General features: G+C 51.5%; 25 protein-coding genes. 6 read left to right on the top strand and 19 right to left on the bottom strand.

The genetic code is table 11. The features are described from left to right. The first annotated feature begins 148 nt into the window (after positions 1-148). A complete protein-coding gene (locus LOS79_RS08280; RefSeq protein WP_315418022.1) occupies positions 149-1,042 on the top strand; it encodes an AraC family transcriptional regulator in 894 nt (297 codons plus the stop codon). Positions 1,043-1,258: 216 nt separating this feature from the next. Here LOS79_RS08280 and LOS79_RS08285 read toward each other — a convergent pair whose 3' ends face one another. The 4 genes from LOS79_RS08285 to LOS79_RS08300 all read right to left on the bottom strand — a co-directional run bounded on the left by LOS79_RS08285 (position 1,259) and on the right by LOS79_RS08300 (position 6,112). Beyond that, positions 1,259-2,791 carry an FGGY family carbohydrate kinase gene (locus LOS79_RS08285; RefSeq protein WP_315418025.1) on the bottom strand — a complete coding sequence of 511 codons (1,533 nt, stop codon included), beginning with the start codon at positions 2,789-2,791 and terminating at the stop codon, positions 1,259-1,261. Positions 2,792-2,803: 12 nt separating this feature from the next. Next, on the bottom strand, positions 2,804-3,739 hold the full coding sequence (locus tag LOS79_RS08290) for a transketolase family protein (protein ID WP_315418027.1): 936 nt from the start codon (positions 3,737-3,739) through the stop codon (positions 2,804-2,806). Further along, positions 3,736-4,587 (bottom strand): transketolase, encoded by an 852-nt coding sequence (locus LOS79_RS08295; RefSeq protein ID WP_315418028.1) that lies wholly within the window; start codon positions 4,585-4,587, stop codon positions 3,736-3,738. Before LOS79_RS08295 ends, LOS79_RS08290 begins: the two co-directional genes overlap by 4 nt. Positions 4,588-4,648: 61 nt before the next feature. Further along, complete coding sequence (locus tag LOS79_RS08300) at positions 4,649-6,112, bottom strand: L-fucose/L-arabinose isomerase family protein (RefSeq protein WP_315418030.1); 1,464 nt, start codon at positions 6,110-6,112, stop codon at positions 4,649-4,651. Positions 6,113-6,400: 288 nt separating this feature from the next. On the opposite strand from LOS79_RS08300, the gene LOS79_RS08305 reads away from it, so the two are divergent. Further along, positions 6,401-7,435 carry a LacI family DNA-binding transcriptional regulator gene (locus LOS79_RS08305; RefSeq protein ID WP_315418032.1) on the top strand — a complete coding sequence of 345 codons (1,035 nt, stop codon included), beginning with the start codon at positions 6,401-6,403 and terminating at the stop codon, positions 7,433-7,435. Between the two features lie 66 nt (positions 7,436-7,501). On the opposite strand, the gene LOS79_RS08310 is transcribed toward LOS79_RS08305, so the two are convergent. The 4 genes from LOS79_RS08310 to LOS79_RS08325 form a co-directional block, all read right to left on the bottom strand. After that, entirely contained in the window at positions 7,502-8,320 is an 819-nt protein-coding gene (locus LOS79_RS08310; RefSeq protein WP_315418034.1) for an endonuclease/exonuclease/phosphatase family protein, read from the bottom strand. A 22-nt stretch (positions 8,321-8,342) separates the two neighbouring features. Next, positions 8,343-8,597 carry a hypothetical protein gene (locus tag LOS79_RS08315; protein WP_315418037.1) on the bottom strand — a complete coding sequence of 85 codons (255 nt, stop codon included), beginning with the start codon at positions 8,595-8,597 and terminating at the stop codon, positions 8,343-8,345. Between the two features lie 86 nt (positions 8,598-8,683). After that, positions 8,684-9,037, bottom strand: a complete 354-nt coding sequence (locus tag LOS79_RS08320) for a hypothetical protein (RefSeq protein WP_315422075.1) — start codon at positions 9,035-9,037, stop codon at positions 8,684-8,686. A 42-nt stretch (positions 9,038-9,079) separates the two neighbouring features. Further along, positions 9,080-9,946 (bottom strand): helix-turn-helix domain-containing protein, encoded by an 867-nt coding sequence (locus LOS79_RS08325; RefSeq protein ID WP_315418040.1) that lies wholly within the window; start codon positions 9,944-9,946, stop codon positions 9,080-9,082. Between the two features lie 118 nt (positions 9,947-10,064). Between LOS79_RS08325 and LOS79_RS08330 the strand changes: the two genes are divergently transcribed. Further along, on the top strand, positions 10,065-11,225 hold the full coding sequence (locus LOS79_RS08330; protein ID WP_315418043.1) for an epoxide hydrolase family protein: 1,161 nt from the start codon (positions 10,065-10,067) through the stop codon (positions 11,223-11,225). A gap of 252 nt (positions 11,226-11,477) precedes the next feature. Here the strand turns inward: LOS79_RS08330 and LOS79_RS08335 are convergent, their stop codons facing one another. The 8 genes from LOS79_RS08335 to aldA all read right to left on the bottom strand — a co-directional run bounded on the left by LOS79_RS08335 (position 11,478) and on the right by aldA (position 18,956). Further along, complete coding sequence (locus tag LOS79_RS08335; protein WP_315418045.1) at positions 11,478-11,915, bottom strand: hypothetical protein; 438 nt, start codon at positions 11,913-11,915, stop codon at positions 11,478-11,480. A 40-nt stretch (positions 11,916-11,955) separates the two neighbouring features. Then, positions 11,956-12,759, bottom strand: a complete 804-nt coding sequence (locus LOS79_RS08340) for an AAA family ATPase (protein WP_315418048.1) — start codon at positions 12,757-12,759, stop codon at positions 11,956-11,958. A gap of 84 nt (positions 12,760-12,843) precedes the next feature. Further along, a complete protein-coding gene (locus LOS79_RS08345) occupies positions 12,844-14,061 on the bottom strand; it encodes an MFS transporter (protein WP_315418052.1) in 1,218 nt (405 codons plus the stop codon). Positions 14,062-14,104: 43 nt separating this feature from the next. Next, complete coding sequence (locus tag LOS79_RS08350; RefSeq protein WP_315418054.1) at positions 14,105-14,488, bottom strand: VOC family protein; 384 nt, start codon at positions 14,486-14,488, stop codon at positions 14,105-14,107. Between the two features lie 109 nt (positions 14,489-14,597). After that, positions 14,598-15,617 carry an ROK family protein gene (locus LOS79_RS08355; RefSeq protein WP_315418057.1) on the bottom strand — a complete coding sequence of 340 codons (1,020 nt, stop codon included), beginning with the start codon at positions 15,615-15,617 and terminating at the stop codon, positions 14,598-14,600. A 27-nt stretch (positions 15,618-15,644) separates the two neighbouring features. Then, a complete protein-coding gene (locus LOS79_RS08360) occupies positions 15,645-16,556 on the bottom strand; it encodes a glycerophosphodiester phosphodiesterase family protein (RefSeq protein ID WP_315418060.1) in 912 nt (303 codons plus the stop codon). Between the two features lie 174 nt (positions 16,557-16,730). Beyond that, positions 16,731-17,333 carry an undecaprenyl phosphate transporter UptA gene (locus LOS79_RS08365; protein ID WP_315418062.1) on the bottom strand — a complete coding sequence of 201 codons (603 nt, stop codon included), beginning with the start codon at positions 17,331-17,333 and terminating at the stop codon, positions 16,731-16,733. Positions 17,334-17,510: 177 nt separating this feature from the next. Next, positions 17,511-18,956, bottom strand: a complete 1,446-nt coding sequence (gene aldA / locus LOS79_RS08370; protein ID WP_315418065.1) for an aldehyde dehydrogenase — start codon at positions 18,954-18,956, stop codon at positions 17,511-17,513. Positions 18,957-19,125: 169 nt separating this feature from the next. Between aldA and LOS79_RS08375 the strand changes: the two genes are divergently transcribed. From LOS79_RS08375 to LOS79_RS08385, 3 genes are read left to right on the top strand one after another with little or no spacing between them, the layout of a single operon-like run. Next, positions 19,126-19,875, top strand: a complete 750-nt coding sequence (locus LOS79_RS08375) for a (Fe-S)-binding protein (RefSeq protein ID WP_315418068.1) — start codon at positions 19,126-19,128, stop codon at positions 19,873-19,875. Next, the gene (locus LOS79_RS08380; RefSeq protein WP_315418071.1) at positions 19,872-21,302 is read left to right on the top strand and encodes a LutB/LldF family L-lactate oxidation iron-sulfur protein; all 1,431 of its coding nucleotides are present in this window, start codon (positions 19,872-19,874) and stop codon (positions 21,300-21,302) included. Before LOS79_RS08375 ends, LOS79_RS08380 begins: the two co-directional genes overlap by 4 nt. Before the next feature lie 3 nt (positions 21,303-21,305). Further along, on the top strand, positions 21,306-22,022 hold the full coding sequence (locus tag LOS79_RS08385; protein WP_315422078.1) for a LutC/YkgG family protein: 717 nt from the start codon (positions 21,306-21,308) through the stop codon (positions 22,020-22,022). 62 nt (positions 22,023-22,084) lie between these two features. Here the strand turns inward: LOS79_RS08385 and LOS79_RS08390 are convergent, their stop codons facing one another. The 3 genes from LOS79_RS08390 to LOS79_RS08400 all read right to left on the bottom strand — a co-directional run bounded on the left by LOS79_RS08390 (position 22,085) and on the right by LOS79_RS08400 (position 24,077). Further along, positions 22,085-22,309, bottom strand: a complete 225-nt coding sequence (locus LOS79_RS08390) for a hypothetical protein (protein WP_315418074.1) — start codon at positions 22,307-22,309, stop codon at positions 22,085-22,087. 100 nt (positions 22,310-22,409) lie between these two features. Then, a complete protein-coding gene (locus LOS79_RS08395; RefSeq protein ID WP_315418077.1) occupies positions 22,410-23,021 on the bottom strand; it encodes a sugar O-acetyltransferase in 612 nt (203 codons plus the stop codon). A gap of 216 nt (positions 23,022-23,237) precedes the next feature. Further along, entirely contained in the window at positions 23,238-24,077 is an 840-nt protein-coding gene (locus LOS79_RS08400) for a hypothetical protein (RefSeq protein WP_397386744.1), read from the bottom strand. Positions 24,078-24,111: the final 34 nt, after the last annotated feature.

The raw sequence follows: 24,111 nt of genomic DNA on the forward strand, positions 1-24,111 counted from the left end.
TAGGGGGATCTGGACATTATGCAAGCGATTTCGTACGATAAACACAGAGTGGTACGCCGGGTGCGGGAGTGGGTATGGAGAGTTTTATGGAGAGATTAGTTAAGAGCTTAAAGGCGAATTTTGAGGAGTATTCAAAGGGAGTGTAGCTATGAGTATCAGACACAGCACATATACGATGACTGGAGAGGGATTCTTCGAACCGGGCGTGCCAATCTTTGTTAACCGTGCGTTCGAGACATTCGATCTATCAGAGCATTCCCATGAGTTTGTTGAGATCACCTACGTCAGTGAGGGCTCAGGCGTGCATTATATTGGGGGTGAAGCTGTTCCGGTCCAGCATGGAACCTTGTTCTTCATTCCGGTTGGGCGAAGTCATGTGTTCCGGCCGATGACGCTTAAGAAAGACCGGCCGCTTATCGTGTACAATTGCTTGTTTCCGGTGCACTTTCTTGCAGATCTTAAGGCCGGATTTCCGCAGTTCGCTGAAGTTTACCGGATCTTTGAGCATGAAGAGCTATCCTGGTTCGCAGTGAAGGACACCACCGGCGAATACCACGGGATGTTCCGGGAGATGTACCGTGAATTCTCGGCTAAGCCTCCAGGTTATCTGCCCGTATTGGCATCTCTTGTTGTGCGGGTCTTAACCGGCTTATACCGGCACCGGATGCAGCCTGCGGATACGGCAGCAGATAAACCGCAATGGCTGACCGTCGACGAGGCTATTGCCTACATTGACGGCAACTATGCATCCGTACTCAGGCTGGGTGAGTTCGCCGCCAAAGCCAATCTCAGCGAGCGGCAATTCAGCCGCTTATTCCGGCAGCAGACCGGTATGAGCTTCATTGACTATGTGCAGGGCAGCCGGATGGATGCCGCCTGCCGGCTGCTTACGGCCAGCCGTTTAAGCGTAACGGAGATTGCAGACACCGTCGGGTATACTGATATGAAGTTTTTTCACCAGCTGTTTAAGAAGAAGATCGGAACCACTCCCCGGGAGTACCGCAATACGCTTCAGGCGGGGCCTGGGGGTTCGCGGAGATAAAGGGGATTTGCCCTTTATTATCGTGTTCGCGGCACCCTTCCGGCTCGAATAGAGGGAAAAATCCTATTATATTGCTCATATCAGCCTGATTTGGGTTTGAATAAAGGGAATTTTCCCTTTATTCTCGTGTTCGCAGCACTCTTTCAGATCAAAAAGAGACCCTGCCATCATAAATGGCGGGCCTCTTCTTTGTTTAACGCATAGTTGGCTGGTTACTTAAGACGAGGTTGTAACAACTCGCTTAGTCCGCTCCGCCTTGCCCGTAACCGCCTCCACCGCCTCCTGCCAGCCGGAGTAGTTCCGCGCCCGGGCAGTCTCATCCATATGAGGGAGATAATCCTCGTATTGCGAAGCTTCGGCTTGAATCGCTTCCGGATTAGGCCAGAAGCCGGTGCCCAGTCCGCCGAGATACACGGAGCCCATCGCCGATAATTCCGCGCAGCCGGAACGTTTGACCGGGCGGCCGAGAATATCGGCCTGGAAGGACATCAGCCACGGATTGGCAGAGGCGCCCCCGTCGGTGCGCAGATCAAGCAGCCGGGTGCCGGAACGCTCCTGGATGAATTCAACGGCGTCACGCACCTGGTAGGCGGTGCTCTCCAGCGCTGCGCGGAGGATATGCCCCCTGCCGGTGCCGCGGTTCATCCCGAGGATCGCTGCCCGGGCATCCGGCTCCCAGTAAGGGGCGCCTAATCCGACGAATGCGGGCACAAGGTACACGCCTTCATTATTGTCCGTACCGTCCACCAGCTGCTGCATTTCAGCAAAGCTGGAGAACAGCCCCAGATTGTCCCGTGTCCACTTGATGCTGTCGCCGGTCGTGCGGATAACCGCTTCCAGGGCATAGGTTACCGTTCCGCCTGCTCCCCAGGCAATGGCCGTTACCAGTCCCTCTCCGCCATCGACAGGCCGGCTGCCGATATTCATCATCACGGAGGTTCCGGTACCGTAAGTAGCCTTGGCACATCCCAGATCGAAGCAGAGATGTCCGTAAAGCGCTCCCTGCGAATCACCGATTACCCCGGAGACCGGCACCTGTTCAGCGAACAGATCGGGGTCTGCCGTATACCCGAACACCGTATCGGAGGCTCTGACCTCCGGCAGGATGGAGAGCGGTACACCGAAAATAGCTGACAGCTGCTCATCCCAAGCCAGCGTATGAATGTTATACAGGGAGGTCCGGCTGGCATTGCTGTAATCTGTAGTATGGCTTGCTCCGCCGGTCAGCTTCCAGATCAGCCAGCTGTCCATCGTCCCGGCCAGCAGCCGGTCTTCACTAAGCAGCTGAGCGGCACCGTCAGCATGGTCAAGAATCCATTTAAACTTGGCAGCAGAGAAATAGGGGTCCAGCATCAGGCCGGTGGCGGCCCGCACAGCTGATTCATGACCCTCCTGCTTCAGCCGGGCGCAAGTCTCAGCGGTCCGCTGGCATTGCCAGACCACTGCATGATGTACCGGAAGGCCGGTTACTTTATCCCACATGAGCGCGGTTTCCCTCTGGTTCGTTATCGTTAACGCAGCGAGCGCAGATGGTGCAACACCGGCCTGGGCCAGCACCAGCCGGGCGGTTTCTTTTACATTACCGTAGATCTCCAGCGGATCATGCTCAACCCAGCCGGGCTGCGGATAATATTGCCGGTGCTCCTTGCCGGCGCGGGCAATAATCTCACCCTGATGATTGACTAATAAAGCTTTAGTTCCAGAGGTGCTTTGATCGATTGCCAGGATATATTGATGTGCAAGCTCCATAGTCTCCGCCCTTTACTTCTTTGTCAGTTCCAGCGCAACCGCTTTGAGATTGTCCCCGGTAATTCCGTAATGGCTGAACACCTCAGAGGTCTTCCCGGCAATCGCCGGTTCATCCGGAATGCCGATGATCTTCATCGGGACCGGAGCATTCTGGGTAACAACCTCGGCAACCGCCGCACCAAGCCCGCCGTAAATGCTGTGCTCCTCAACCGTAATAATCCGTCCGGTCTCCCGGGCAGCCGCAATGATCGCTGCTTCATCGAGCGGCTTAATGGTATGCATGTTGAGCACCCGGCAGGATACACCTTCACCAGCCAGCAGTTCAGCGGCATCGAGCGCAACGCGCACGGTTTCCCCGGTGGCAATAATCGTCAAGTCACTGCCCTGCTTCAAGGTGACTGCTTTGCCGATCTCAAAGTGGTAATCAGCAGAGTCATATACATCCTCTACCGCATTACGGCCGATCCGCACATACACTCCGCCTTCATAGTTCACCAGCGCTTCAGTCATCTTCTTTGTTTCGTGACGGTCAGCCGGCAAAACAATGGCCAGTCCCGGGATGGCCCGGGCCACCGCAATATCCTGCACCGAGTGATGGGACATGCCCAGTGCGCCATAGCTTACACCGCCGCTGATCCCGATCAGCTTCACATTCGTGTGTGAATAAGCGACATCCACCTTCACTTGCTCTATGCTGCGCATACTGAGGAAGCAAGCCGGCGAGGTGACGAACGGCTTTTTGCCGCTGTGGGCCAGTCCGGCTGACATCCCGACAATGTTCTGCTCTGCGATACCGACCTCTACGAATTGCTCAGGATAAGTGTTTGCGAAGGGAGCCATAGCCGCAGACCCCCGGGAGTCACTGGCCAGCACCATAATGTCGCGGTCATCCTTCGCCAGCTCCAGCAGCGTCTCACAGATCACCTGACGGTTGGGGATTGTATTCATTGTTCAGCCACCATCCCTTCCTGTTGTAATTGTCCGATGTATGCCGTCAGTTCACTATGGGCCAGCGCCAGCTGCTCATCGCTTGGGACATGATGATGCCATGCCGGAACATTCTCGGCGAACGATACACCTTTACCTTTAACCGTATTAGCCATTACCAGTGTCGGTTTGCCCGGAGCAGCCGGAGCTTCACGGAATACATTGACAAGCGCTTCCATATCGTTGCCGTCAATCGAAACGACATTCCAGCCGAATGCCGCCCACTTATCCTCCAGCGGCTCCAGACCCATTACCTCTTCCGTTGAGCCGCTGATCTGCAGCCGGTTACGGTCGATGATCCCGGTCAGATTATCCAGCTTATAATGTGCACCGGCCATGGCTGCTTCCCAGTTGGAGCCTTCGGCTTGTTCGCCGTCCCCCATCAGGCAGAACACGCGGTAAGGGCGCCCGTCACGCTTCGCCGCCAGTGCCATACCCACCGATATCGGCAGCCCGTGTCCGAGTGCACCGGTATTCATCTCAATACCCGGCACCTTATTGTTCGGATGGCCGATTAGCCGTGTACCGAACTGGCTGTATGTTTCCAGCTCCTCTTTCGGGAAAAAACCCTTGTCTGCCAGAATACACCACAGCGATTCCACAGAATGCCCTTTACTTGCTACGAACCGGTCACGGTCCGCAAGCTTCGGCTGTGCCGGATCAACCTTCATAATCTCATAATAAAGTGCAGTCAGAATGTCCGTGTTGCTCAGGGACCCGCCGGTATGTCCGGTTTTCGCCCGGTGAATGATCGTCATAAGATCCATCCGGATTTGGGCGGCCTTAATTTTCAGTTCCGTAATATCCATGTTGTCCTCCTTGAAAGAAATAATGGAATGAAGAAGAATATGTTATTAAAATTAAAATCCTCTAGATAAGAACATTCGGACGGGACGAACGGGCCAGATCAGAGCCCCGCAGCCAGCGCTGGATTTCCTGTTCGGTCGGATCAACCGGATCAGGGGTCAGGCCGGGAATATAATTGCAGGCTTCGTAAATCGCCGGAATGACATTGGCATGGATACCGACAGAGTGATGGACATACGGGCCTTTCACTAGCTTTTCTTCCCACAGCGGCCAGTCGTTTACCTCTACCCATACATATGAACCACGGGTGTACGGGCCTTCAATACCGCGTGCTTTGCCCAGGAACATGGAATATTCACCGTGGTCGCCGTCGAAGCGGGCAATCGTCATATCGCCGCCCTTTACCTGGCCCTCATGGGTACCTGGAGCATGGTCATCAAACAGGAAATGCTTGCGCAGCTTAGGCTTGTCTTCAACAGACATCGATACCGGGAAATTCCCGCAGTGGAACAGCAGCTCGCCGTTGTCGTTCTCCGGATGCCGGACCGTAATATCAGCGAAGAAGGTAGGCTGCTCATTCATGGCTGCCGCCTGTACCATAATGGAAGTAATCGCACCGTGAATATCGGTTTCACAGGTCACCGGAATCTGCTCATCGGTCAGGATCGCATTCGCCAGACAAGGCATAATCGACATTGCCTCCTGCAGGGAAGACCAGCACTGGATAGCAATTGCGCTGCTGCCGGTTTCGCGGGCGAAGGATTTCATTGCTACCTTCAGTGCGGCAATCCGCTTGACATCATCCTCAGTCACTTCGCTGTAATCAAGCTTCGCTTTGATGTAATCGACCGTTTCCAGCAGCTCTGCGCTATTTCCGGAAGCGATCTTCCGTGTCCGCAGCTGGATGTCAACCAGCGTAATCGGATGAATCTCAATGCCGAAGCGCTCCAGCAGCTCTCCCTCATTGCACATCATGGTCCAGAAGGAAGCCGGACGCGGGCCGATTTGCAGAATGCGCAGACTCTTGAACTGGCGTACAACATTGGCTGCAGCTACGAAGTTCGTGAAGCCCCGCTCGAAGACAGGGTCTGTTACCCAGCTGTTCGTTATATAGGTGAAGGGTACATTGAAGCGGCGCAGCACTTTACCTGTTGCGAAGATACCGCACTGCGTATCACGCAGGCGCATGCCGTCTGCCAGAGGCGCTTCATCACGCGGTCCCCAGAGCAGTGCCGGCTTGCCCAGCTCCTTGGCTACACGCGCGACTGTGTCTTCCGTCCCGAAGTTACAGTGCGGGAAAAAGACTGCATCCACTTCCTCCTTCTTGAAATGTCTGGCAATCTGCTCTGCATTAATGTGGTCGTCATAGAGCAGGCCTTCCTCGTTCAAGCCTTCCAGATCAACAATGTCAATATCCATGCCGAAGCTTTCAATCTGCTTGCGGATTTCCACTTTGTACTTGAACGCATCCTCTGCACTGAACGTGAACCGGCGGGTCGGGGCGTATCCCAGTTTTAGCTTTTTCATCAAAAAGACTCCTCATCAGTTTTTAGCTGAAACCAACTTAAATTAACTTAACTAAATTAACGAAAATTATTATATACCCTTACACTTTCAAAGTGTAGCACCCGAATACAAGGGGGTCAACAGTATTTTTAGCGATTATTAAGTTTAATTTAGTTGTTTATCGCTTAATTAACACTAAAATGCTGTAATAAAACTAAACTTCATTGTTTAATTCTTGCTTAGTTAAGCTAAATACTATAAAATTCAGGTAACGTTTATCTCAATTGTTTGGATGGAGGAAGAACGAGAATGAAAATGGAAGACATCGCCAGAATCGCTAATGTGTCGAAGGCCGCCGTGTCTCTTGCCTTCAGCGGCAAGCCGGGGATCGGAGAAGAGACCCGCGAACGCATTCTGCAAATTGCGCATGAATCAGGATATAAGCCCAGAAACCGGGTTACGGCTGCTGCAGCCCAAGTGCATAAATCTTTGCTTTTCCTTGTGTTTACGAACTCGGGGATTGTGACAGAGGATTATTATCAGCAGCCTTTTTTCAAGGAGCTGATTCAATTTATCGGTGAGCGCTGCCGGGCGAAAGGGTATGAGCTGGTCTTTTCCACCATAGATATCGGTTCGTTTGACGAGGGGATTCAGAATCTGGCGGAGGATAACCGCAGTGACGGGGTCATTGTGCTGGGGACGAACTTAACACGCGGGCAGATTACGGCCATTGGGGATAAGGTTGCCAACCTGGTCGTGCTGGATACCTGTTATGAGATGCTCCCGCTGCAGTTCATTCAGATCAATAATGTAATGGGCGCTTACCGGGCGGGCAGCTATTTAATCGAACACGGGCATACTGAGATCGGTTACATCGCCTCCAATGTGCGGATTCATAATTTCGAGGAACGTGAGCGGGGGTTCCTTAAGGCCTTGAGTGAACATGAGATAACTGAAGCCTGCCGGCTGTCTGTGGCTCCGACCATTCTCAGCTCGCAGGAATCCCTGAAGCAGCAGCTCAGCGCCTTTTTAAGCGAGGGTCATCCCCTGCCTACTGCCTGGTTCTGCGAGTGTGACTATATTGCTATCAGTGCGATGAAGACCATGTCCGAGCTTGGCATCCGTGTTCCCCAGGATTGTTCAATTATCGGTTTTGACAATATTACCGAGTCCTTAATCGTCACCCCGGAGCTGACTACCGTTCATGTGGACAAAGAAAAGCTGGCTGCGCTGGCCGTCGACCTGCTGGCAGATTACATCAACCATCCGCAAGACGCTCCAAAAACAAAGTTTATGATTGACACCAAGTTCATCGAGCGCAGCTCCTCGGTCGTCAGACAGTAGTTACGAAACAGAGGTGCTTCCGGCATGCAGCATGCGGGAGCACCTCTGTTTGTTTGTTGTGCGGAATCAGATTTCTGCAGCAACACCATAATGATCGGATACAACCGGACCGTTCGTGCCGTTCAGTGCAACCCTCACGCTAACTGCCTCTACCTGGTGATTCGCAAAAATATAATCAATGCGCAGCGGCTCACTATTCCCTGCCCACCCGCCAATGGCTTTGACTACGGTAGCCCCGTCATCTTTGTGAAGAGTACTCACATACAAGTCATTCCAGCCATACCGCAGAATATAGTCGTATCCCTGTCCTCTGACCTCCGCGACATTGTTGAAATCCCCCATAATGAAAAGAGGCTGTCCCATATAAGGCGCCAGCTTGTCCTCGGTCAGCTCCCATTGCCCCTTGAACGGTTCCTGCTCATCATCCCACCAGTTGAAATGTCCGTTAACAAATGTAATCAGCTTATCTCCGATAGTTGTTTGGATACCAAGGATTTTGCGCGTACGGTAGTTGCTGTAATCCCTCATGTGGGATACATATTCGGCGAAGGCCCCTTCAATCGGAGTACGGCTGAGAATGGCCAGTCCCTCATCATATTGGGAGAATCCGGTATGGGTCGGTATCCAGGTCCAGTAATAGGGTTGATCCAGCTGTCCGAGCAGAACACAGGCATAGTTGTCTTGCCTAATAACCGTATGCTCTTCTGCCACATAATAACGCTCCAGTTCAGCTGCCGGCAGCAGCTCAGTATTCATGGATTGATTTACCTCCTGCAAAGCGATAACATCGAACTGCTCTGCATTGATGTACCGGGCCAGGCCGGTAATCTTGGCCAACTGCTCCTCTTCCATCCAGGAGTGGGTATTGAGTGTCAGCAGTTTCATGATCGTCTCTCCCTCCTTATCTTTAACCTCTGACAGCTATACTAATATCCGAAAAACGAGCTTTTGATAATATTCCGCTTAGCAATCTGCTTGCTCTGTACATAACTGCCTGGAGCATCAAGCTCCTCCCGGTACAGAGGCGCCTTGTTGCTGTCCAGTCTATGTTTTGATTATTCGCAAATACGAAGGTATGCACCTGATCCCCCTCCCTATAGGATTCCACTAATTCAATCTCCTGTTTGGTGAACATCTTGAGCAAATCCCCGAAAAATCCCATGCTCCATCCCCTTTCATAATGTGAAATATTAAGTTAGCTAAAGCGCGTTACACTTTACCTTCCGGTCCGTGATCAGTCCGGATTTCTTAATCCAGCTCAATCATTTCATTCACAGCATCCCTAAACCAGTCCCAGAAACCGGCATATTCTTTCCGCTGCTCGTAACCTGGGGAAGCATAATCATGAATGAGTTGCACTCGTTCCCCGTTCAGGGGTTCAAAGCACGCTATATCGTCGTTATCCCATCTTCTTGCAAAAGGGATAAGTGTTCTATCAGGGTACCGCTCCTGCAGCCCCTTTATTCTTGAGATAACTTGTTCATTGTTCATAATAACCCAAGGATCGAGATCTATTAAATTCAGCCGGACGACCTTTAATAACGATTCCGGGTAATTAAATCCACTAGGTAAAGCTGATTGATCAGGTAACCTGAAATCCATTTTAATCACTATTTCACCTCTGATTTTATTGCTCGCTATCCTTTAGATCGCGGTAGCTGCTTTGCGGGTGGTTTTCCGGTAGGCGGTGGGTGACATTCCTTTTTTGGCTGTAAATTGCTTGATGAAATAAGTGTCATACTCAAACCCGGTGGACCGGGCAATATCGTTCAGATTCATATCGGTATGGGTCAAAAGCTCTCCGGCAACCTTAAGCCGGTGCGCAAGCAGGTACCCCATTGCGGTAGTCCTGCACCGCTCTTGAAACATTTTGTTCAGGGACACCCGGTTCAACAGTGCGCATTTGGTCAAATCCGCCAAAGAAATCTTGTCCGTATAATGGGTGTGGATATACTCAAGAACCAGATCGACAGGTGAGTGTTCCTGAGCAGAGTTCAAATCCTCCAGCAAGCCTAACAATTTAATGAAATACTTCTTGATTCTGCAGGCCCAGCGTTCATCGCTTTGGGCAGATACCTCTGTTCCCAGCACGAAAAACCACTCCAGCAGCAGAGGGAAGGCGGCAGCGGTAACCCGCGGCACACCCGAACAGCGGGAATTTCCGCCAAACAGCGAAAGTCCGGTTTGAATCCTTGGGATAGCTGTATAAGCTTCCAGGGAGTCAGAAAGATAAGTGCTGTTGAGAAAGTCGGCATGGAAGCTGAAGGATTGCGCGGCCAGCTGCTCTCTCTCCGATATGTTAACTGCGTCACCTTCGGCCAGGCAGAGAATGCCGGGAGCTGCTACAGATATTGGACGGTCATTCACTGTCCCGCCGACTCTTCCGGATGTTATAAAGATCAGCGTATACCGCTGCGGATACGGCAGTGAAGTGAGCTCCTCGACCGGCTGAAATTCAATATTCACGATGCGGTTTTTGTGGCGGTCCCATTGCGGCATGTTCTTCGTCACCTGTCAGATAGTATAGTGTAATGCTTCATTTATGACAGTGTATCATATATGCCCAAGGGATATAATGACAGTGAAATCTAATAAGTTATCCAAAAAGCTTGCAGATGGAGGAATTCCTATGGCTGTTGAACGTTTTCATATCGGGGTCGCAGATGAAATTCTTGAGGATTTGAAATGGAGATTGAAGCATACCCGCTGGCCGGAGCAATTAAGTGATGTCTCCTGGGAACGCGGAACTGAATTAACCTATTTGCAGTCACTCGTATCCTACTGGCAGCACCAGTATGACTGGCGAGAGCAGGAAGCGAAGCTGAACCGCTTCAACCAGTTCCGCTGTAACATTGACGGGATTGACATTCATTTCGTACATGAGCGGGGCCGGGGGCCGAATCCGCTCCCTCTGATACTGACTCACGGATGGCCGGACAGCTATTTGCGTTATCAGTCCATCATTCCGCTGCTTACCGATCCTGCCCGCTACGGCGGCAATCCGGAGGATGCCTTCGATGTCATTGTCCCTTCCCTGCCCGGCTTCGGCTTCTCCGGCCGCCCTGCCCAAAGCGGAATTAATAATGAACGCGTCTCTGAGCTGTGGGTGAAACTGATGACGGAGGAGCTTGGTTATACCCGGTTTGGTGCGGCTGGCGGAGATCTTGGGTCTGGAGTCACCAGATATCTTGCCTTCAATCATCCTGAGCTGCTGACCGGTATTCATCTTACTGATATCGGCATCCTCCGCGATCTTATGAATACACCCGTTTCGGCTGAGCTTACAGAAGAGGAGCTCCGCTATAAGCGGAATGCGCAGGAGTGGATAGCCCAGGAGGGGGCGTATATGTCGGCTCAATCGACAAGACCGCAGACGATTGCTTACGGGCTGACCGATTCACCAGTGGGACTGGCTGCCTGGCTGATAGAGAAATTCCGGGCCTGGAGCGGCTGTAATGGTGACCTCCAGCGAGTCTTCAGCATGGACGAGCTGCTCACCCACATTATGCTCTACTGGGTCACAGGGACGGCGGGTTCTGCAGCGCATATGTATTATGAGAACGCCCATTCCTTGCCGCCGCTTGGCCGGATTGAGGTGCCGGCAGGCATAGCAATTTTCCGGGCAGATGTCTTGCAGCCACCCCGGAAATGGGCAGCGCGCAATCTGAACATTACCCGCTGGACCTCCATTCCCCGTGGCGGACATTTCACTGCCATGGAAGAACCGGAGCTGTTTACTGAAGATATCAGGGCTTTCTACCGGACATTAAGAGGGGGAACTGACCGCTAGCGGAAAGGGTTAGGAGGATTGGCTGTGCTGCAGCTAAGAGCTTATTGTTGTACAAACTGCAACTTAGCTGGCACAAACCATGTGATTACGGGAGATTGTTGCAGAGAATGCAGCAATATCTTGATCAAACGGCTGCAACGAAGAGAAATCCTGCATCGCATACAACAATTCCTCCTTAGATCCGATTATGGATAGGAATTGTTGTATTCTGGGCAGGATTATCAGGTGGATAGGGAGGTTATTCTAACCTACCTAGTAATGGGCTCGTATCAGCTTAAAGCTTTGTGCAGATGTTATTTTTTCTATCTCAATTACATCGGCTTCATCCGGATTTAGGAGCTCGATTGCATATTTAGCAAAACCCGCAGGCCAGATATACTTCAATTCGTTCAGTGATACGAGCGAGCAGCAGCAAGGCGTGGTTACCAGCAGATCATTGAATTTATTCGAACTGCTCACATCCACTTGCTCTGCCCACCACCCGGTATCTAATTCACGAAGGCAGTGATTACAAGCTATCCCTTCGAAATTAGCTCCAGCATCTATAAAAGTGACTTCATCATACAGCCGTTCAATGATCTCCGTAGAGGAAGTTACTTCTTTTAATTGATTGATGATACTTGTCCGTTCTGTTTGTGAGGGAACAATCTTATCGTTCTCCGGTATAATTTTCACAATATATGAGGACATCGCTCGCTCTCCTCTTCTCCCAATTACACAGCTGCCAGCTTCAAAGCGAAGGGCTATACTCTTCATAGGAAGCAGTAATATGCTCGCGGGTCAGCGGACCCTGCTCGATGATGGCTTTGCGCTTCGCCTTAAGGACAATTTGTTCAATATCGGCGAAGCTGCAGCCGGCCAGGCGTGCACAGACTTCTTCTGTCAGTCCTGCCTCGCCGGCGAAGCTATTAATCAGCAGCTCTACATACTGGCGTCTGCTGTGCTCGTCCGGCAGCGAATAGATCATCTTCGTATCGAACCTGCGCCAGATGGCACGGTCCAGCTCATGCTCCAGATTGGTCGCAGCCACGAATATGCTGCTGTCCCAGAAATCATCGAGACATTGCAGCAGGGTGTTCACCGCCCGCGCCATCTCCTTCACTTCATCATTGCTTTCCCTTGTTCTTGCGATGGCATCGAATTCATCCAGGAAGAGTACGCAAGGGGTGGCCTTCGCATAGTCAAAAATTTTACGGATATTGCTTCCCGTCTCCCCCAAATGGCTGTGAATCACCGCATCCAGCCGGACGAGAATCAGCGGCAGTTCCAGCATCTGCGCCATGTGGAAGGCGGTTAAGGTTTTCCCGGTGCCCGGCGGGCCATACATTACTACCTTATTGGGGATAGGTACGCCATTCTGCTCGAAGGTGTCACGCATTCCCAGAATGGTGATGAACTCCTGCACAATCTTCCGGTTCATCTCAGGCAGGACAAGATGTCTGACCTTCCGGGCACATTCCTTGGGCGAATAGACCGTTGCCATATCTATGCCTTTGGCCCGCGGAAGCCGCTGGCTGCTGCTGTTCTTGTTCATTATATGTGAAGCTCCTTAGTATGCAAAGTTTATTTCGTAATAATTACGAATAAACAATATCATACCGTTTAGACAATTCTGTTGTCAACCTGCAGCCTGCTTTTTCCGGATCACACGGTTTACACTCTCGGCACTCAGGAACATAAACACGAGGAACAGGATTACCGCAACCGGAAAAATAGCAACACTCGTACGGGTAGCAATCAGGCCGAACAGCGGCGGCAGCAGTGTTGAACCCGTATAGGCAACAGCCATCTGGTATCCCATCAGCCGGGAGGAATTGCCCGCGCCAAACCGCGCCGGAGTTTCATGCAGCAGTCCCGGGTAGATCGGGGCCAGCCCGATACCGATCAGAATGAGACCGGCTAAGGCGAAGTAATCCGGCAGCGGCAGCAGGATCAGAAGCCCGCCGGCCATGGCCGTCAGCTGGCCTGTGCGGATCAGCACCAGGTTGCTGACTTTTAGTGTAATGAAGCCGGTGATCAGCCGGCCGACGGTAATTCCGGCGTAATAGAGTGATACCCAGGCAGCGGCCGTCTGTGCGTTAAGTCCCCTGACCCCGACAAGGTAGCTTGCTCCCCATAAGCCTACGGTTAGCTCCAGCCCGCAGTAGAACAGGAAGGCGATCAGCGTATTCTTCACACCTTTGATCTGCAGAACATTCACGCGTCCGCCATTACCGGCAGCAGGTGCCTCTTCTTCGCTGTTTGCCGGTTCGTGGCTGCCGGAAGCGCCACTTTGTTTGTGGATGGCGGCGATTTTGCCCCACAATGGCAGGGTAACAAGCAGAATAATAACCAATCCGAACTGGATGAGCGATACCGCCCCATAGCCGCTCCGCCAGGAGTTGTGCTCTGCAATATAGTAGGACATAATGATCGGCCCCATCGTTGCGCCCACTCCCCAGAAGCAGTGCAGCCAGCTCATGTGATGAGCCTTATAGTGGGTGGCAACGTAATGATTCAGCGCCGCATCTACTGCCCCAGCCCCCAGTCCAAGCGGGATGGCGAGGACAATCAGCCAGAACAGCGAAGGGGCTGCGGAGAATCCGTACAGTGCACCCGCGGTCATCAGGCAGCTGATCAGCGTGATTTTGCCGGTGCCCAGAAGCTCTGTCATCTTCCCGCTGAACAGGCTGGAGACAATGGTCCCGCCTGCGATAATCATTGTAATCAGACCGGCTGAGCCCAGGGAAGCTCCCAGTTCAGGCCGCATCACCGGCCAGGCAGAGCCGAGCAATGAATCCGGCAGCCCCAAACTGATAAAAGCAAGATAAATGATAGTAAGAAACCAAGTTGCCATACGATCCCTCTTCCGCTGCTAAATTAAATTTGAACTTGACAGTTTACTCTGTAATCTCGATCTGGCTGCCCTCTGGTCCTAGGATACAGCTCTCATAATACCCGTCGCCGGTTGTGCGCGGGCCGCTTAACACCTTATAGCCGGCTTCCTTCAGCCGCAGCGTTAGCTCATCCACCTTTGGTCTGCTGCCTGCACTGAACGCGAAATGAATCAAGCCTGTCCGCGTCAGAGACTGTTCAGCTTCTGTCATCTCCGGCCGGTTCATCAGTTCCAGGCGCGGACCCTGTTCAAAGCTCAGGAAGTAAGTCCTTAGCCCGGTTGCCGGGTTATGGTACATTTCGTTGGCTGTGGCCTGAAAAAAATCGATATAGAATTGCTTGTTCAATTCCAGATCCTTAACATACATCGCAAGATGTTCGATTCGCATAACTTCCGCCTCCACTAAATAAAGTGTCTTTATAAAGATGTCGTAATAACTATGCGGCAGGCTGCGGTTTTTGTCAATACATTACATATCAAATCCCCTGAAGATTTCTTCAGAGGACCTGGGCGGTATAACCGGTTACTGCCGGATCAAGCTGATTCAAGATCAGCTGGCGCATTCCGGCTTCATAATCTTCCTGAAAGCTGTCCAGCAGCAAAATCTCCGGATACTGTGGCATCGGCTGTTCCATACGGTATCTCTCCCAGAATGGCGTCCACTCTGCCTCTCCGACGAACTTTTGGTATATTACAATTTTGTCAGGAGCGAGCACGGCATTGACACTTTGGATGATCTGACAGGCAGCATGCATGAAGGCGGACGGAGCAAGCTCAGTATACCAGTCCGCAGCCAGCGGCAGGAATTTAATCTCCCCGGCCATTCCGTTTCTTCCCTTGATGATCCTGCCATCCAGATAAATCCCCATACCGGGCGGATATTTCCCTGGAAAATAAATACCCGCCACCGCTTCGCCCGCTTCAGCCGTCTTCTCCCGGGCTGCGTAGCCGATAATTGCAGCATTCACATCATTCTCCACGATTACCGGCAAGCCGGACTCGTGTCCGATTTCCGTTACAATTGAGGTTCCTTGAAGCTCCTCATGGCTGCTTACAACAATAGTCCCGTCAACGGTCTGCCCGGGTATTCCGAGTCCGATCATTTGAATATCCGGATGCGAGCCCATAAACTGGTGTACGATCTCCCGAAAGAACTGCCGGTCGTATGCAGGAAGAATATATTCCTGTTTCGCAACGGCCCTGTTGCCCAGGTTAACCACGATGGCTGAGGCGAAACGCTCTCCGCCCTGCTCCTTCAAGCAGATGACCAGCGCCTGCCTGAAGTTATAATTATAGCTATAGGTCAGGGCAGGCCTTCCGCCATTCGAAGCCACCACCTGATTCTCATAAATTTCACCGCGCTCCAGCAGCTCTTTGGCCAGCGAATTGATCGTAACCACACTCAGCCTGGTTAACGCGGCGAGCTGCGGCTTGGTAGCCGTCTCCGCCTGCTTCATGACCAGACGGACGAGATTCATGTTCATTTCCTTCATCAGATTGGCATTGGCAATCTTCATCGTAAACTCCTTCCGGGCATCACAATACTACCACCGGGCATTCTCCCTGTTGTTCTCAATCACCTCAAGGAAACGGTCGGGGAAATTAGTGTAGACTCCATCGACTCCCCAGGAATAGGCTTTGTCCATGTTGACCTGATAATTGACCGTATAAGGCATCACCTTAAGTCCGGACCGCTTGATCTGTGACACATACGTAGGCGTAATTCCCTGGAAGTTGGGACTGATCCCGACGGCATAAGTCTTCACCTTATTCAGATAGGATTCAGGGATTCTTGCAGCTGTGTAATCATTCCATACGAGCTGGTACAGCGGAATGTCCGGATTAATGGCATGGAATCGCCGCAGACTGGACTCGCTGAAGGAGTGAACAGCAACCTCATGCTCCAGATCATATTTTATAATCATATCGTTTAATATGGACTCAATATTCACGTTGGGCCTGGCATCCTTGATCTCCAGCATATACCTGATGTCCTTGCCGAACGTCTCGAAGACCTGTTCCAGCGTCGGAACCGGGGTACCCGCATACTGTTCTCTGGCAAACATCGGATACGCCTCATTGAACCAGGTGCCTGCATCCAGCTGCCGGATCTGCTCCAGACTCATATTTTTTACATATCCCTTACCGTTAGTAGTACGGTTCACCGTATCATCATGAATGACTACAGGCACCAGATCCTTCGTTAAGTGGATATCAATCTCCACATATTCTGCTTTCATTTCCTTGGCCAGCTCGATAGCGGGCATTGTATTCTCAGGAGCATAACCGGAAGCGCCGCGGTGGGCAATAGTGTAGACATCATTCGGCGGATCAATGATCTGCTTGACAATGACCCGGATTCCCGGCGAGTATGCATACAATGTGGAGATTAGGAAACCGAACATCAATACGTGAATTCCAATAAAATAAGCTTTGTGCCGGAAAAATTTCATCATTCTGCTGTCCTCATTCTTTGTTAGCCTTAAATTAACGTATGTATCATAGTACCAGTTAGATTAATGAAAATCCACATTTTTCACAATGCGCATCTCACAGATAAGGACACAGACGCAGCAAAAAGAGCAACCGGAGTGTAGCCTGGCTCCCGTTGCTCTTCTAATGTACTGCTATTAATGCACTGTTTTTTTCTTCCGGGTCAGCGTCTTATACAGCACGTAGATTAGCATAAGGCCAATAGCACCCCAGAGAATCGGCTGGGTATAGGGCGCTGCCTTCTCATTAATATTCTCCCAGTTCTCACCCAGAGCTTTGCCGAGAGAGACGAACAGAATTGCCCAGGGAACGGAAGCCAGTCCCGAGAACAGAAGGAACTTGCCCATATTCATCTTCGCGATCCCCGCCGGAATGGAGATGGCTTGCCGGACAACTGGAATGAAACGTGAGGTGAATACTACACCGACTCCGTATTTCTGGAACCAGCGCTCGGTCATATCCACATGCTTCGCTTTGATATGCAGATATTTCCCGTACTTATCGACAAAGGCCCGTCCTCCGTATAGTCCGATCGCATACAGAATGACCTGCTGCAGCAGGCAGCCTATGGTGCCGAAGATAACAGCCTCAACCAGATTAATCTGCCCCTGGTAGACCAGATATCCTGCATAAGCCAGTACAATTTCACTGGGGATGACTTCAAGCGCCAGTCCAAGCAGAATTCCCCAATACCCCATTCCGGTAATGAATTCCAATATGCGATGTATAATTTCCCCCATCGTCTCCACATCCTTCGCTGATTACTGATAACAACTGCGATAACCTTGAACAGTAATTATACTATATCAGACGAAAATTGGGTTTTGATTAAAATATTCTGAAGAACAACAAAAAGGCCCCGGAGGGCCTATGCTGAAAGATAAGAATTGCTGGGTTATTTTATGATTGCTGCGGAATTAATTCACGGACTTGTCATATTGTAGATAGACTACTTGGGTCTGCAGATATTCGTTCAGCCCGTGCTTGCCGTCTGCGCCGCCGATGCCTGATTTACGCCAGCCGGCGTGGAAGCCCTGCATCGCTTCAAAATTCTCACGGTTAATATAGGTTTCACCGTATTTCAGTCGTTTAATAACTTTCATAGCCACATTCAGATTCTGCGTATACAGCGAAGAGGTCAGGCCGAATTCACTGTCATTGGCCAGGGAGATCGCCTCGTCCAGCGTTGAGAAAGCAATTACCGGAATGACCGGTCCGAAGATTTCATCCTGTACGATGTCCATATCGTTGGTCGCACCGGTAATCACTGTCGGCTCGAAAAAGCTGCCCGCCCCCTCTACTTTTTTGCCGCCGAGGGCGATGGTTGCCCCTTCCTGCACTGCACGGTCCACCTTCTGCTGTACTGATTCCTGCGCGGCTTTGTTAATCAGCGGTCCCATGTGAATGTCCTTATCCTGCAGCGGGTCGCCATATTTCACAGCCTTCATGGCTTCAATCAGTCTGGCCGTGAATTCATCCTTGATAGCCTCATGCACATAGACACGCTCCGCACAGTTACAGACCTGCCCTGTATTAATCACCCGGGAGTCAACAATGGCTCTGACCGCCAGATCCAGATCCGCATCATCCATAACGATAGCCGGTGCCTTACCTCCAAGCTCAAGGCTGACCTTGATGATGTTCTCGGCTGCGGCTTCCATAACCTTCTGTCCTGCCGGAACACTGCCTGTGAGACTGACCATTCCGACCTTCGGATTGCTGGCCAGCTCATGCCCGACTTCACCGCCCCGGCCTGTAACGAGGTTGAACACCCCTTGGGGTAATCCGGCTGCGTCGACGATCTTACTGAACGCCACGGCATTATTCGGGGATTCGGCACTTGGCTTGACGACAATCGTATTACCGGTGATCAGCGCAGGAGCCATCTTCCGGGCGATGAGGAAGAACGGGAAATTCCACGGCAGAATGCCTGTGGTGACCCCGATCGCTCTTTTGAATACAAATATATTTTCGTTATCACGGTCGCTCTGGACGATCTCACCTTCATAACGCCGTGCCCATTCAGCCATATAATCCATATAGTCTGCAGTAAAATTAACCTCTACGGTGGATAATTCCAGTGTCTTGCCTACTTCTTCAGAGATCAGCCGGGCGAGGCTGTCTGCCTCCGCACGGATTCCGTCAGCAATGGCATGCAAATACTTGCCGCGAGCTACCGCCGGAGTCTCCTCCCAGGCAGCCTGGGCTGCTTCTGCTGCGTCAATGGCGCGTATGACATCATTCCTTGTAGCCTTGGGAACCTGTGAGATCACTTCATCTGTTGCCGGATTGGTTACTTCGATCCATTCATTATCCTCGGATGCGGTAAATTGGCCGTCAATATACATCAAATGCTTAGTCACTGTTTCTCCCCCTCAAGGTAGATTATTCCAATAGCCCAACCATAGTGTAAACGCTATCAATATTTATTGTCAATAACTTTCACATTTAAGAATTGTTTTTGTGTTGTTTTTCATTGACTTATTGAGTTAAGCTATATTCATAGGGTTACATTGATTGGAGGGATAGGATATGAAAGTCAGTATTTTCTCGACTTGTCTTGTAGACCTCATGGCCCCGAATGTCGGCATAGCTATGGTTCAAGTGCTGGAGAGGCTTGGCTGCGAACTCGATTATCCGGCTTCACAGGTCTGCTGCGGTCAACCGACCTATAACAGCGGATACCTGAAGGAATCTAAGCTGGCGATGCAGAACATGATGCTTGCCTTTGAAGCTTCCGATTATGTCGTCGGCCCGTCAGGCTCCTGTATTGCCATGTTCCATGAATACCCGAAGATCTTCCAGGGCGACCCTCACTGGGAATTGAAAGCGATTGCTTTAAAAGAAAAGTCCTACGAATTCACCCAGTTCATCGTCAAGGTGCTCGGTGTAACAGATGTTGGCGCGAGTCTTGAAGGAACCGCCACCTATCATCGCTCCTGCCATATGACCCGGCTGCTTGGAGAGAAGGAAACGCCGTTCCAGCTGCTGGAGCATGTCAGAGGGCTGCAGCTTGAGCCGCTCAAGAACAGTGATAACTGCTGCGGCTTCGGCGGCACCTTCTCGGTGAAGATGCCGGAGATTTCAGCGCAGATGGCTGATGAGAAATGCGGCTGTGTCCGGGATACCGGCGCAGAAATTCTGATCAGTGCGGACATGGGCTGTCTGATGAATATCGGCGGCCGCCTGTCCCGTAAGGGCGAACCGGTACGAATCATGCATATTGCCGAAGTACTGAACCAATTGGAGCCGGAAACGGCTAAAGGGGGGCATCCGGCTTGAGCCTGCAAACCGATACACGCCAGTTCAGTGAACGTACTTCAGACGGCCTTGGTGATGCCTTCATGCGCAGTGCCGTCGGCTCGGCACAGGACAGTCTCAAGACCAGGCGCCTCTCTGCGGCAACCGCACTGGGAGACTGGGAGCAGTGGCGCAGTGCAGGCCAGCTGATCCGCCAGCATACGCTGCAGAATCTGGATTATTACCTGAACCAGCTTGCGGAGAACATCGAGAAGCAAGGCGGACATATCTATTTCGCCGCTACTAAGGAAGAAGCCAGCAGCTATATCCGGGATGTCATAGTGCGCCAAGGCGCACGCAAGGTCGTCAAATCAAAATCCATGGTCACAGAGGAGATTGAGCTGAACCATGTGCTGATGGAAGCGGGCTGCGAGCTGGTTGAGAGTGACCTTGGGGAATACATCCTGCAGATGGATGACTGGGACCCGCCCTCTCATATTGTTGCCCCGGCACTGCACAAGGACCGGAAGCAAATCCGGCGGGTATTCGCCGAGAAGCTTGGGTATACCGGGGATGAGACGCCGGAGAACCTCGCCGCCTTCGCCCGGACTGTTCTCCGGGAGAAGTTTCTTGACGCAGAGGTCGGCATTACAGGCTGCAATTTCGCTATTGCCAATCTGGGGGCGATTAATCTGGTCACCAATGAAGGCAATGGTGATCTCACCGCCGCCATTCCGAAGACGCATATTGCCGTAATGGGCATGGAACGGATTGTGCCGACTCTGGAGGAAATGGAGGTGCTGGATAATCTGCTCTGCCGCAGTGCAGTCGGGCAAAAGCTGACCAGCTACATTACCGTGATGGGACCTGCCGCTGCCGGAGATACGGACGGCCCGGAGGAATTCCATCTGGTAGTCGTGGATAACGGGCGCTCCGATATTCTCGGAAGCGAATTCAATGAAGCACTGCAGTGCATCCGCTGCGGCGCCTGCCTGAATGTCTGCCCCATCTACCGCCACATCGGCGGGCATGCCTACGGGTCGATTTATCCGGGACCGATCGGGGCAGTGATCACCCCGTTGCTCGGTGGATATGACGATTACAAGGAGCTGCCGTTCGCCTCCAGCCTCTGCGGCGCCTGCACCGATGTCTGCCCGGTCAAGATTCCGCTGCATGAGCAGCTGATTTTGCACCGGCAGAACATCGTGGATCAGAAGCGGACCAGCTCCGGCGACCGGCTGCAGATGAAGGCGGCCAGCCGGCTGCTTGCCTCCCCTGCCCTGTTCGGCAAAGCGCTGCGGCTGGCCCATCCGGCGACTAAGCTGCTGAGCAGACAGGGGCGGATTGTCCGGGGACCGGCACTGCTGCAGGGCTGGATTCAATCCCGTGATCTGAACCAGCCGGTGAAGCAGCAGGACAGCTTCCGCGCCTGGATGGAGAAGCGCAGCAGCCAAGGAGGGGACAGCTGAATGATGATACCGGCGGATAACACAATTGGGACGAATCCTGCACATACAAGAGATAAGACAAACAAGGAAGCTTTTCTGAACACTATAGCCGCCAAGCTGGGCCGGGAACGCAGGCATGAGGTGCAGCGCCCGGCACTTCAGGAAGTCCTGCCGGACAGCTATGGTCCCCTGACTGAAGAAGATTTGGTAGAGATGCTCAAGGAGCAATGCTTCTTTATTCATACCCAGGTGATTGAATCGGTGCCGGAGCTGCTGCAGCGGACTCTGGATGATCTGATTGCAGGCAATGGCGGCGGACAGGTGATGACTTCCGGCGATCCGCGGTTTGCCGGCTACGGATTGCAGTTCCCGGATGCATCCGTTTGGGAAGAAGCCGCCGGACGTGAGGCTAATATCAGACATGCGGAAGCGGCGAATACAGCCATCGTATTCGCCGACTATGCCCTGGCGGAGTCCGGAACAGTTGTCGTAGAGAGCCGTCCGGATCAGGGCCGCGCGCTGCACTTCCTGCCCGCGCATTATATTGCCGTAATTGAGAAGAAACGGCTGGTGCTGCGTTCCACTCAAGCCGCCGCTGCGTTGAACCGGAGGGTCCAGGATGGCGGGGCGTTAGGCTCCTCGATTAACTTCATCTCCGGTCCTTCCAACTCCGCTGATATTGAGATGAAGCTGGTCGTCGGTGTGCATGGACCGCTGCGGGCTACTTATGTGCTGATCTAAGACAATGCGGCAGCCCGGGACGGGAAATCCGGTCCTGGGCTGCCGCTGTTTTTATTATAAAGTCACTTCTGATCATCGTCGCGGTAACCGAATTCTTCTGTCTTCACGCCGTTTTCATACACCTCAATAAATCGTGCGTGGCCTTCTTCACCTGAAGCAGCAATCATCCTGGCTGTCGCTTCGTGTGCTGTAGCTCCGGCGATTTTCTCTATCTGCTTATCATTGTGAAAATATAAATCTATCACCACATACACCTTATCTTCAAGATTAAGTTTAATTTCACTCATTGTTGTCGCCTCCAGTTCCTTAAATATATCCCGTAAGGAATAATATGTAAATGCATTGAAGGACCCTATATGCGGCTTCTACTTATTACCTATTATTCATCTACTTATAATCTTCCACGTCAAATTCCCTGTCTTTATAGTAATATTTCCGGTCTTCTTCGGTAATCTCACGGATGACCCGGCAAGGGCTGCCCACGGCAATTACATTGTCCGGGATATCCTTGGTCACTACACTGCCAGCCCCGATTACAACATTATTACCTATGGTTACGCCTGGATTTACAACAACATTGCCGCCAATCCATACATTATTTCCGATCGTTATGGCAATCCCGTACTCATACCCTGAATTCCTGGACTCGGGATGAACCGGATGCCCTGCAGTATACAGCGACACATTCGGAGCAAACATGACGTTATCACCGATAACAACTCTGCCGACATCCAGAATAGTACAGTTGAAATTAGCGTAGAAGTTATTCCCTACCGTAATGTTCGTCCCGTAATCACAGCGGAAAGGCGCTTCAATATGGGTGTTCTCGCCAGCCTGTCCGAGGATATCCCGGATTAGCCCTGCCCGCTTCTCATGTTCGTCAGGTGACAGCTGATTGAACTGGTGGACCTTCAGCCTGCTGGCTGTCCGCTCCTCTAATAATCCGTCCAACCAGGCTTTGTATGGGAGTCCTGCGAGCATTCTTTCTTTCTGATTCATGATTTTGTCCTGCCTTTTCTGAGAGTTGTTTTGTACGAAAAAAGTATATTCAAACCTTCTTCCGACTTTTTATATAACTTATAATAAGTATAAACATAAATTATTTTTAGCTAAATGTCCACTTTTATAATGTCCGGAATGTATTACCGGATCGTCAACCACTCGTGACTAAATGCAGCAGCGGCAGCCCGGGACTATAAAGTTGTTGATGTCAGGTTATACAAATGCACAATCAGCAGGACATCCAAGGCTCCCGAAAACTGTCCGCGCTGCAGAATCTGCCGGCAGGAAAACCTGAATCTGCGGATATAAGCGCCCGCCTGCAGAAATCGAAACCTGCTTGTAGCGCACGGGAACAAGCTCTCCGGAGCTTTCCATTCTGGCTAGAATTGTTTGTACTGGATCAGCCTCTTCCGCTGCATCCTGCCGATTTAGATAATCGCGCGCGTTATATTTCTGAATTCTGTCCAGCAATTTTTGATACCATACATCATATCGCGAGAGCATGTGTTCCCTCTTAAAGGCTTGTAATCCGTTTATGATGTGCTCCTCCCATTGCTTAAACGACACCTTGTCAAATGTGGAGCGGGACCGGACAGGAAAACCGGAACTAAAATGTAAATCGATCCTATTCAATAAACCGTCCAATGAACGCTCGAGGGGAATTTCAAACAATTGCTGAAAAGGCTCATTGAATCCCTTGATATCCTGAGTATGTGTTACGATCATAGCGGGAAAAGGAATACTCTTCATCGTTAGTTGAGCCCACTCCAATGCACGCTCCAACAACCGTCCATCTAGTTCGGTCTGAATTGGAAGAAAACCGGCTGCCATAAGCAAATCGTTACGCTCGTCGGAGGTACACTCCAGATATTCTGCAATATTTATTATCGTCTGGCGGGTCGGTATGCGATGGGTACGTCCAACCAGCAGATTTTTATACGAAGGAAAAGCCTCATCGTTCAACTCTTGTTGAGTAAACCGTTTCAAGAACGGTTGGGGGCGATCGGCAAGATTTTTCCGGCGTTTTATCCGCAGGGCTTCAATTTCACTCATTACGATTCTATGTCTGGAATTCTCCATATCCATC

This window comes from Paenibacillus sp. MMS20-IR301, from assembly GCF_032302195.1.
Classification (GTDB): domain Bacteria; phylum Bacillota; class Bacilli; order Paenibacillales; family Paenibacillaceae; genus Paenibacillus_AQ.